This window comes from Methanosarcina sp. A14 (assembly GCF_001729375.1).
Taxonomy (GTDB): Archaea; Halobacteriota; Methanosarcinia; order Methanosarcinales; family Methanosarcinaceae; genus Methanosarcina; species Methanosarcina barkeri.
Window position 1 is genome coordinate 1 of the sequence record NZ_LZPK01000189.1, and the last position, 10,632, is coordinate 10,632.

The 10,632-nt window shown below is 39.5% G+C and carries 10 protein-coding genes; 5 read left to right on the top strand and 5 right to left on the bottom strand.

The genetic code is table 11. The features are described from left to right. Together A9239_RS09700 and A9239_RS09705 are read right to left on the bottom strand one after the other, a co-directional pair. Positions 1-479 (bottom strand): DUF362 domain-containing protein (locus tag A9239_RS09700; protein ID WP_141706423.1); only part of this gene is annotated, 479 nt, incomplete at its 3' end. Positions 480-835: 356 nt separating this feature from the next. After that, on the bottom strand, positions 836-1,414 hold the full coding sequence (locus tag A9239_RS09705) for a TetR/AcrR family transcriptional regulator (RefSeq protein ID WP_048120425.1): 579 nt from the start codon (positions 1,412-1,414) through the stop codon (positions 836-838). A gap of 184 nt (positions 1,415-1,598) precedes the next feature. Between A9239_RS09705 and pyrH the strand changes: the two genes are divergently transcribed. From pyrH to A9239_RS09725, 4 genes are all read left to right on the top strand, one after another. Continuing rightward, on the top strand, positions 1,599-2,300 hold the full coding sequence (pyrH, locus tag A9239_RS09710; RefSeq protein WP_048120427.1) for a UMP kinase: 702 nt from the start codon (positions 1,599-1,601) through the stop codon (positions 2,298-2,300). Between the two features lie 272 nt (positions 2,301-2,572). Then, on the top strand, positions 2,573-3,757 hold the full coding sequence (locus A9239_RS09715; RefSeq protein WP_048154222.1) for a hypothetical protein: 1,185 nt from the start codon (positions 2,573-2,575) through the stop codon (positions 3,755-3,757). Positions 3,758-3,882: 125 nt separating this feature from the next. After that, the gene (locus A9239_RS09720; RefSeq protein WP_048156682.1) at positions 3,883-4,998 is read left to right on the top strand and encodes an ABC transporter permease; all 1,116 of its coding nucleotides are present in this window, start codon (positions 3,883-3,885) and stop codon (positions 4,996-4,998) included. Continuing rightward, complete coding sequence (locus A9239_RS09725; protein ID WP_230628827.1) at positions 4,991-5,767, top strand: ABC transporter ATP-binding protein; 777 nt, start codon at positions 4,991-4,993, stop codon at positions 5,765-5,767. The genes A9239_RS09720 and A9239_RS09725 overlap by 8 nt, the downstream gene beginning before the upstream one ends. A gap of 71 nt (positions 5,768-5,838) precedes the next feature. Here A9239_RS09725 and A9239_RS09730 read toward each other — a convergent pair whose 3' ends face one another. Both A9239_RS09730 and A9239_RS09735 read right to left on the bottom strand, forming a co-directional pair. After that, positions 5,839-6,762 (bottom strand): ribose 1,5-bisphosphate isomerase, encoded by a 924-nt coding sequence (locus A9239_RS09730; RefSeq protein WP_048154219.1) that lies wholly within the window; start codon positions 6,760-6,762, stop codon positions 5,839-5,841. A gap of 78 nt (positions 6,763-6,840) precedes the next feature. Further along, positions 6,841-7,632: a winged helix-turn-helix domain-containing protein gene (locus A9239_RS09735; RefSeq protein ID WP_048120431.1), complete on the bottom strand. Its 792-nt coding sequence runs from the start codon at positions 7,630-7,632 to the stop codon at positions 6,841-6,843. A gap of 533 nt (positions 7,633-8,165) precedes the next feature. On the opposite strand from A9239_RS09735, the gene A9239_RS09740 reads away from it, so the two are divergent. Then, positions 8,166-9,281: an AAA family ATPase gene (locus A9239_RS09740; RefSeq protein WP_080943657.1), complete on the top strand. Its 1,116-nt coding sequence runs from the start codon at positions 8,166-8,168 to the stop codon at positions 9,279-9,281. A gap of 402 nt (positions 9,282-9,683) precedes the next feature. Here the strand turns inward: A9239_RS09740 and A9239_RS09745 are convergent, their stop codons facing one another. Further along, positions 9,684-10,091 (bottom strand): DUF1699 family protein, encoded by a 408-nt coding sequence (locus A9239_RS09745; RefSeq protein ID WP_048120435.1) that lies wholly within the window; start codon positions 10,089-10,091, stop codon positions 9,684-9,686. Between the last annotated feature and the right edge of the window lie 541 nt (positions 10,092-10,632).

Consider the following 10,632-nt stretch of genomic DNA (forward strand, 5'->3'; position numbering starts at 1 on the left):
ATAATGTGCCCTTTAAAATGGAACATCACAATCATGGAATCGGCGGCAGCAATATCCGAACCTATTTTTACGGATTTGAAATGCTTCTTCCCGATCTCGACTTCTGCAACGTTCTGGCTCTTCAAACCGTCTGATATGATAAGTGGAGCCTTGACTACAGAATAATCAAACCCATGTTCTATCGCTGTAGTTAGGTGATCAACTGAATTATGCCGGCTGCCTGAATAAAGTGTATTTGTGTCTGTAACAAACGGTTTTGCTCCTGCTTCCCGAATCTTTTCTACAACTTGCCGTACAAAAACTGGATTTATATATCCGTCACTTCCGTACTCACCAAAATGAATTTTAATTGCAGTCAGATCGCCTTCTCCAAGGAGTTCAGCAAAACCCGCCTCATCAAAAAGTTTCTGAATTTTGCTGATCGTATTCTCCTGCGGATTTCTTGCTCTCAGGTCTGTGAAATAAACTTTACTTGCCATCTATATATCTCCTGCTAAATAAATCGGATAAAGGAGAAATCAGCTCTTCAGATGTAGGTTTACTCCAGATGTTGGTTTAATTTGTAATTACACTTGACACCTTCAGGATCAAAACATAAATTACAGAATACCTTTTCTTAAGTTGACAGAGTTTAAGAACTGTTTTTATGGTCCTAAACTCGATTGATTTTCCCATTTTCGAGATTCAAAGATGCCATTTTGAGTTTTTGAAATGAGCTCATTATGTAACGTGAATTTTCAGTCTTGACTGACCAGTCGATCACAAAGTTGTTATATTACATAAACATTTGCTCGAGTTATGATTGACTGATCACTCGCGCGAGGGATGAAAAAAATTAGTTATTAGCCAGACCTTTCCAAATAATCTGGAATCCATCTTTTATAACCTTATTTTCATCCAGTGAAGAATCTGAATCAATGATAAGGTTCACTACCGCCCTGCTACCCTGATAAAACATTGCAATGGTAAGTTCCGCTGAAAAATCTCTGATTTCTCCCGCTTTTATTCCTTCATCCACAAGCTTATGGAGGAATACATACTCTTTCATCACTTCATCACGCGTAAACTTTGTGATGTAAGGAGATGAACAGAACTGCCCGACAAAAAGGAATTCTTCCTGATTTGCTACTCCCCATTTGATTAGATTTGACCATATTTTTTTTAATTTATCCTTGAAGGTATTCTGTGCCTCAATTTCTTTGCCCATACTGCGGCTTAAATCTCCTTTTACCTCAAAATACAGACTATTGATAAGGTCTTCCTTTGTAGGAAAATAGTTGAAAAGCGTGCCTGTGGCCACACCTGCATCTTTTGAAATCTGAGCAGTGGATGTACCATGGAAGCCTCTTTCAGTGAAGAGCTTCAGGGCTGCTTCCAGAATGGCAGTTCTTTTGTCTTTAACCTGTTCTTTCATATGTTATCTCTGTAAAATGACTGATTAGTCATTTATGATATAGTATTACGTTATAAATACTTTATGGCATTTTATTCTTGGCTCTTATTAAGTATTACAGTACATAAGGGATTTTTGGTAACTTAAGTAAAAAATATCCAGCGATACATTTAAAAATCCGAATTGTTAATGTGTAGAGATCATCATGCTCATAGTACTCTCATTAGGCGGTTCAATTCTCGCAAAAAATCTAGATCCTGATAGTTTTTTAAAATATGCGGATGTTCTCCGGAAGCTCTCGAAAAAGCATACTCTGCTTGTGGTAGCCGGCGGAGGAGAAGCGGCAAGGAATTACATCAACACTGCAAGAGCAGTTGGTGCCGATGAAGTAACCTGTGACTACATAGGTATCGAAATTACTCGTCTGAATGCACATTTGCTTGCCGCAGCTCTTGGGCCCGATGCCTGTCCGGAAATCCCTACAAATTATCTTGAAGCCTCAAAGGCTATCCGTCCCGGAAAGGTAGTTGTTATGGGAGGCGTCACTCCTGGCCAGACAACAGATGCCGTTGCTTCAATTCTTGCAGAGTTCCTGCGAGCAGACCTGCTGGCAATTGCAACATCTATTGATGGAGTTTACTCCTCAGACCCTAACTGTGACCCTTCGGCAGTAAAGTACGATAAAATCTCTCCTGAGAAGCTCATAAACATAGTCATGGCGATTGAGATGAAAGCAGGCTCCAAATCCCCTGTTGATCCTGTAGCCGCAAAAATCATCGAACGCTGCAAACTCGATGCTCTTGTCATGGATGCCCGGAACCCCGCCCAGCTCGAAGAAGTTCTTGATAGAGAAGCAGCCAAAAAGTCTCCCATATCGTGCGGGACCTGGATTACGACAAAGATATGAGGCTCAAAACTCAAACCAATTAAGACTTAAAGTTCAAACCAATTAGTGCTCAGACAAGCCTTTAATAGCCAGACAATATAGAGTTCGAAAAACAAAAACTGGCTTTAAAAATCTTTATTTTTACAGGAGATGAAAACTTAAACATAGAGGTTCCGACATATATCCCAATAACAGAAAACAGATGGGAATGCCGGTTTAGAGTTTAAACTCTTACAAAGCCGGTTTCTTGAACTTTCTGTCCTGAAATTTCTGAACGGGAGGAGGAACCGGGCTTGAGTTTGCCTGAAGAAAAAAATTCTTTTAAATTTAAACATAGAAGGTTTATTTTCCGATTTTTTTTCATTCTTCTATTCCTGGTTATCTTCTGCGCTGATCTCAGTCTTGCTTTTGCCTCAGTAAATGGAACAGCCATTGAGGAGGAAGGACAGAGAGATGCCGTTATCACGGATTTTTTTGCAAACCACGAACTATCGGATGCTACAGTCCGGTTTGAGCAGCCTCTTGAAAACGCCTCTCTTATTTTTACTTTGAATTCGAAGAATAAATTGCTGAAATCAGAAACTTTTATTCTAGGGCCTGTTAAGAAAGGGCAGGAAATTACAAAAATCCTGTTCTGGGGAATTGATGAAGATTTTGGAAAAGACATAAACTCCTATACAGCGTATGTTTATGTTAAAAACGGGAAGGAAAACCTTGCTTTCAGAAAACTTTCATTTTCCAACCGAAATCCTATCCTTTCAAAGCTTAAACTTGTTGACTTCTCTGCAGATTCAGAGAAAGCTTCAGTTTTAATGAGTCTTACAAGCCCTGCTAATCTCAGGAGTATACAGACACCTGAACCCGGCGTTATCGACCTTGACCTGAAACTTCTCTCAGGCACGGAAATCGTTTATTCTGAAAAGCAGAAGAATATCCCTATTATAAGCACTTATTATAACGCAAGCTACTGGCCTTTCCTGCTTGAGAAAGATAAAAACTACACTACTCTTTTAAAAGTCCATTCCCACTCTCCTGATGTCACTGCAGCCTATATCTCGAACTTCAGAGCCGAGGAAGAAGTGGAAATTATTGAGCGGGATATCGATATAGATGAATACGGAGCAAGTGTCACTATTGTCGGAAAATCCCAGGTGCCTTTTGACGGATTTGTAAGGGTTGTGCTGACGCATAAGGATGGGAAAGTGCAGGTTTTTGAAGAGACTGCAGATATCCTGACTTCGGGAAAAGAAGATACGGTAGGAATAATCTGGCAGGGAGTACAGAAAGGAGATTACAATGTAAAAATCTATGTGCTGAATTCCAAAGGAGAAATTCTAGACAGCCATGAAACAGTTTTGAGGGTTTTTGAACCCGTTGCCGAAGCAATCCCTGTTGAAGAATCTCCGGCTATTGGCTTCCTCACAGTTCTGGGAATTTTTCTCTGCGCTGGAATCTTTTCTGGAAGGAAAAGAAAATAAAGAGTTCTGAAAAAAGGAAATAAAAAGTTCTGAAAGCTTTGAAAATCTTGAAAGCTTTAGAAGCTTTGAAAGCCTTGAAAGCCTTGAAGGCCCAAAATAGTATAAAATTCGAATGCAGGATCATCATGTTTGACCTCATCATCCGAAACATAATGAACAGGAAGGTCAGGAGTGCACTGACAGTCTGTGGGATTGCCCTTGGAATCTTTGCAGTTATAGTTATGGGTGCGATGTCCGAAAATTTTCACCAGACCTTTGAGCGCTCCATGAGTGTGACCAGTGATAAAATTCGGGTCTTTTCCGAAAGTGGAGTCTTTGGAGGAGGACTCACGGACGATAAGGTAAGCGACGTGCTTCGTGTGGCAGGGGTGAAAGATGCATATGGGCTTTTAATGACTACTTTTGACGAGGATAAAATGGGAATGACCGGGAAGCAGATCCTTGGTGTACCACCGGAAAAATCCAGCGTTGCCCTTTATCCCGTAGAGCTGAAAGCAGGCCGTTTTCTCAATCCAGGAGATTCTTATAATGTTGTTGTCGGAAGCAACATACAGAGGGAATATAAACTCCAGATTGGGAGCAAGTTTGAGATCCATGAAAAATATTTTACCGTTGTAGGAATTCTGGATTATACTGGCTCGATTTTTGACAATGCGGTAATCATACCTCTTGAAACTGCTCAGGATCTCTACGATGTTGGTAATTCGATTTCCTATATCTTTGCAGTGCCTGATGAGCGGGTAGATGCAGAAATGCTCTCCAAACGCATAGAATTGAGCGTTAAAGGTACAAGCACTCTTTCTCCTGGAGAGCTTGAGGTACAGGCAAGGCAGTCCTTTATGATTTTCAGCGTAATTACTATCAGCTCAGGCCTCCTTGCAGCAATCATAGGCGGGCTTTGCGTAATGAATACGATGCTCATGTCTGTTGCCGAGAGGACGAGAGAATTCGGAATTTTGAAAGCCATTGGAGCCGAGACAAGGGATATCTTGCTCCTCACGCTTGGGGAAGCCTCTGTTATGGGTCTCTTCGGTGGGGTCCTTGGAATTCTTGTAGGTTCCGGGGCTGTTTATATTATGAATGCCTGGCTCGCAAATACAAGGATAGTGCTTTTCCTGATAACGCCCAGACTTCTTGTAATTGCAATGCTCTTTGCCTTATTGATAGGGGCTCTTTCAGGGCTTTATCCTGCGTACAGAGCTTCGAAGATGAGTCCTATGGAGGCTTTGAAGCATGCTTGAGACGGTAATTGAGAGAAGAGGAGTTGAAATTCCGGATAAGCCGGAAAAAATGTCGAAAACAGAAGAAAATGAGCGCAATTTTGGAAACAAAGACCAGAAAATCATAATGCAGGTTGAAAACCTTTCCAAAACTTATTTTCAAGGCAAAATTCCTGTCCATGCCCTTCGCTGTGCCTGCATAACCGTAAGAAAAGGTGAACTTCTCGCGATAATGGGGCCCTCAGGTTCCGGAAAATCCACTCTTCTTGCCCTTATAGGCACGCTTGAAAAAGCCACGGATGGAAAAATAATTCTTGATGGGACAGACCTTACATCTGTACCTGAAAAACTGCTTCCCCGCGTGAGAAGAGAAAAAATAGGCTTTATTTTCCAGCACTATAATCTTATCCCTACACTTTCTGCACTTGAAAATGTGGAACTTTCCATGCGCTTTTCCAGAGTGCCCAAAAAAGAAAGAGGAGAAAGGGCCAGAAAGCTGCTAGAAGAACTTGGCCTTGGAGACCGTCTTTCCCATAAGCCTTCGGAATTATCAGGAGGAGAACAGCAGAGAGTCTCTATTGCCAGAGCACTTGCGAATAAGCCGGCGGTTATTCTGGCTGACGAACCGACGGGTGAGGTGGACAGCAAAACCAGAGACTCGATTGTGCGAGTCTTCAAAGAGTTGAGCGAAAAAGGGCAGACAATTCTTGTTGTAACGCACGACCCTGAGGTTGCAAAGGAGTGTTCAAGGGTTCTCAGGATTACGGATGGGGTTATTAAAGACGAGTAGAGGTAACTGAAAAAAGCTCAAAGACCTGAGAGCATAAATAAAAAAGTATAAAAATTAAAAATTGTCTGTTTTTAAACTTCACCAAGCTCCCAGCCAAGATGTTCTTTTATAACGGTATAAGCCATTGCAGGCGGAATGATTCCAATATCGGTTACGATCATATCTATGTATTCGGCAGGTGTGAAGTCAAAAGCAGGATTTCTAACCTTCACATGAGAGAGCTCTGAAATAACCGCAGGGTCCACGACTTCATCTGCAGCCCTTTCTTCGATTTCTATGGGGTTTCCGATAATCGTGCTAGGGCTAAACTTGAAAGTTTCGGCAGCGACCATGAAACTCTTTCTGGCCTCATGGGCGGCAAGTGCAAGCTGAGAGGTTCCAATCTTGTTTACCAGGGCACCGTTAGCTGCAATAGCATCAGCCCCGACAACGACCTTATCCACCTCTTTCATGTAGTAGCGCACCGCAGAATCCACAATTAGGGTCGTGGGAATCCCAAAATTGTTAAGGTGGCGAATTGTCAATAAGCCCTGGCGCCTGGGACGGCTTTCGGTGGCAATTACCGAGATATCTTTTCCGTCTTCAAAGGCTGTGGTGATAATAGAAAGAGCAGCATGGGAATTGCAGTGGGTCATTATAACGTCCCCGTCCCGAATTCTCCTTGACCCGATTTTTCCAATTTTTTCAAGGGCTTTGTCAGCCCTCTCAATAAAGAGGTTTGCATTTTTAATAATTTCCTGCCTTGCTTCCTCCACGTTTGCTGAAGAATACTTTGATGAGAGTTTTACGGCATTAGGGAGGGAAACGGCTGTTGGACGGGTACTGATAAGAAGATTCGAGACTTCCTTTATTCTGGCACTGAATTCTTCCATTGAAGCTACGTCCAGCTCTGCGGCATAATCCCTTATAGCTTCAGCAGCGGCTTTTGCAATTCTACCTGCACCCCGGATCTCCATCGTCCGGATTTTTTCTGCGATTTCCTGAACTTTTTGCATGGTATAAGGGATGGCGAGAGTTCAATTTATAACTATCTTCCGGCTGTTCCGGGAACTGACCTGGAAGGAATTCAGATTTCAGCGAATTTCAGTGAGTTTATCCGAGATTTTCCTGTAGTAGGCAAAAAGATCTTCTCCCCACTGTATAGCCTGAGGTTCAAAGCACAGTACATCTTCTATATGGTCGTAGGTGCCGTCCGAAAAAGGTAGGGTAAGGGAAAGGAACCTTTCGGTAACTGCATAAGCAAGTTCTATTTTTTTGCTGCAAACGTAGAAATTTGCATTTTCGAATTTAATAAATTCACATAATTCGGTTCCATATTCTTCTTTTATTCTCTCATAAATCGGGCTAGTTACAAGAAGAGAAACATTAGCTCCATTTTTTGCAAAAGTCAGAAAAAGGGATGGATAAAGTGGGTGAAAAACCGATGCAATACCACTTATTTTTTTTGATTTCATAAGGTTTTCCACAAATTCCCTGTGAGGCTCAAAGAGGCATGTCCTGTCAGGAGGTTTGGAAAACGTGCAGTTAGTCAGCTCTCCTATTCTTTCCCGCAAAGGGTCGGGTATGGACTCAACGGCATGGTTTGCCCAATATTCATATTTGCTTCCGAAGACATTTAAGACATCTATCATTGGCTTCATTCTACCAACTATTGCTATCCCAAGAGGAGCCAGGCTGTAGATATCACCTGTCTTTGAAATCAAGGAGTTTTCCCTCAGCTTTTTTAATTGAGGGAGAATTGCCACCAGACCTACATTCAGGTTTTCTTTGATCTCTGAAATTGTTTTGGGCCCATCCTTCAAAAATAAAAGAAGATCTTTCCTTTTTTCGGAAAGGAAAATCAATTCGAGAAGCGGGCTGTTCATGGTTTTGTTATATATACAGATATTTAATAAATATCTTCCTCATTTTTCAACTGTACTTCTCCTGAACGCCCCAGTTGTTAACAGGAACCTGATACTTAAAATAAATGTGTATCCATTCCTGGATTATTAGTTTTTAAGCAAAATTAAAATTATAAAATAGAATATGTGTGATCGTTCTTAAAATTTTTAATTTTTAATTTTTAAGTTTTAATTTTTAAAATTATTCGATGAGCTTATTCCAAACCCAGCTTTATCCTCAAATAGATAAAAGTTTCAGAACTATTTCCCGTGATCTGAAACCCATTGACTATTTCTAATTCGAAATTTGGATAAGCAGTTTTGAGTTATGGGATAGATTCGTCATATACTTTGAGGTATGACATATTGAAGTATGACATATTGAGGTATGACATATTGAAGTATGACATATTGAGGTATGACATATTGAGATATGATATGAGGTATTGCATAGAGTATTGAGATATGATATAGATATAAGAGACTGGAGTAGAATATAAGATACTGGGTATGATATGAGGTATCTGGTATTTTTGAGAGGAATACCTGGCTCCGGCAAATCAACTTTTGTCAGGGAAAATAACCTTGAGCCTTACACCATCTCTTCAGACAATGTCCGTCTACTTATTAAGCCACCTGTACTCTCTGTTACCGGAAGGCCTGTAATCTCTCAAAAAATCAATCGTCGGGTCTGGGGACTTATTTACTCTCTCATTAAATGCCGTATGGAAGATGGGGATTTCATAGTTTTAGACGCGACAAATGCCGGAAACGCAGATATTGCGAAGTACAGAAAGCTTGTAAGAACTTACAGATATTCAGCTATCTGTGTTGATTTTTCCGAGATTCCCCTTGAAATTGCAAAGGAGAGAAACAGGAAAAGACCTGAATATGAAGTTGTACCTGAAGCTGTAATTGATGAACTGTATTCTGTGATAAACAGGCAAACAGTGCCATCATTTGTTACGGTAATAAACCCATGTGAATTTTATGAAAGAATTAGATACAAGCCAACTAACTTTTCCAACTACAAAAAAATCCATCATATTGGGGATATAGTTGGGAATTACACAGCTCTTATGCAATATCTTGCATGCGGGCTTAACGACAGTGACCTGTATATCTTTCTGGGAGATTACACAGGCCGAGGGGCTGAAAATACTGAAAATGCCGAGATTATTAAGTTTCTGATCTCCATTATGTGCAGGGATAATGTAATCCTGCTTGAAGGAGATAACGAAAAAAGTTTTTGCTGGCTGGCCGAAGGCGAAGAACAAACTCAGGTCTCCGAGTTTGCAAATACCTGGTACGATTTGAAAGAAATGGAGCAGTTAGGCGTTACAAAAAATAATGTCCTTGATTTACATAAGAAATTAAGGACATGCGTTTATTATAAATTTTATAATAAATGCGTGCTCGTAACTCACGGAGGCCTTAGCAGCCTTCCTGAAAATCTGGTTTTTGTCGGAGCCGATCAGATGATTAATGGAGTGGGCGAGCCAGAAGATGCATATATGGTCGCTACAAGTTTCAATAAAAATACGAATGAGAATACTTATCAAGTTCATGGTCATAGAAATCCTGAAAATCTTCCTATCGAAAACGGAAGAACTTTCAACTTGTGTCCTTAGATAGAAGGTTTCCTGAGAATTGTTACGCTTAAAAGAGACGGGTTTCACAGCAAGCAGGTCAAGATCCAAAAACTTACTTTTTGAACAGAGAAAATATTCAAAGATTTAAAAATCCAATTCAAAAATCCAATTCAAAAATCCAATTCAAAAATCCAATTCAAAATTTTCAACAATAAAGGTAAACGCTATAGTGATAAAAAAATAATCCTGTAAAATTCCTTCTGTGGAAAATACAGGCTAAATTTTAAGCCCAAGAACTCAATAGAGCTTATATAAATGAAAAACTTAAGCTGGAGATCAAAAATAACGTGGATTCCTGAAAAGCCTGAGACCTTTCTGACTATCTTTGAATATACTTATATCTCCAGTGAAGAATTTTAAAATATTTTGCTCTGTATGAACTCAGGCAGGAGCTTCCTTGTTCATGATATAAGCAACCATTTCAGGATTTATTTTGCTTTCCCTTGAAACTTTTGCTTCGATATCTTCATTGGATTTACCTTCGATTTTCATTTCTTTTATTCTTTCAATAACCGAGGACGGAACGGTGTAATATTCGTTAATGTCCTTCCTGTGCCCCCAGACATCACCTTCGATAATCTGGATTTTTTGCAGTTCAAGGAACATTTCTATGGACTTTGAGATTGTGCCCATGTAAGATTTCGGTAACTGAACTACTTCAATCTTAGGGCAGGTTTCAACCAGTCCAAATACATCCTTGTTCGAAGGCCTGAATGCCAGGTGAACAATGCGTTCATTAGGATTCAATGTAAAGATTTCTTCTCTTGAGCTAACAACTCTTATTTTCATGTTTTTCCCCCACTATGAAATTGTTATGTTTTTTATTGATAGAAGTTACTTTCACTGACTATAAATGTTTATCTGATAGTCTAACTATTTTTTACATAGTCTTCTGTTTCTCCTGCTTCCGTAATTTCCCGCAATTAAACGAATGAATGAACCAACTGAAAGAATTGTTGTGATTTAAAGGAAGGAATTAGCCAGCTAAGATAATTGTTAGATTAAAACTGATGTTAGTTAGCAGAAAGATAATGAAATAATATGTACTTCAGAATATTTAAGAAAATATTAGTAAATATACATAAATACATAGGAAAAATTATATATTATTTAGATCTTACAGACTGAAGTTATTATATATAGTGAACCACTCAATATATCTGTCTTTGCAAATAAAGCACGTAGCTCAGATAATAGTCAAGTCAGTTTGGAAACAGAAACTAGTTAAGTTAGTTTAAAAACAAAAATGAATTAAGTTAGTTTAAAAACGAAAATGAATTAAGTTAGTTTAAAAACAAAAATGAATTAAGTTAGTTTAAAAACAAAAATG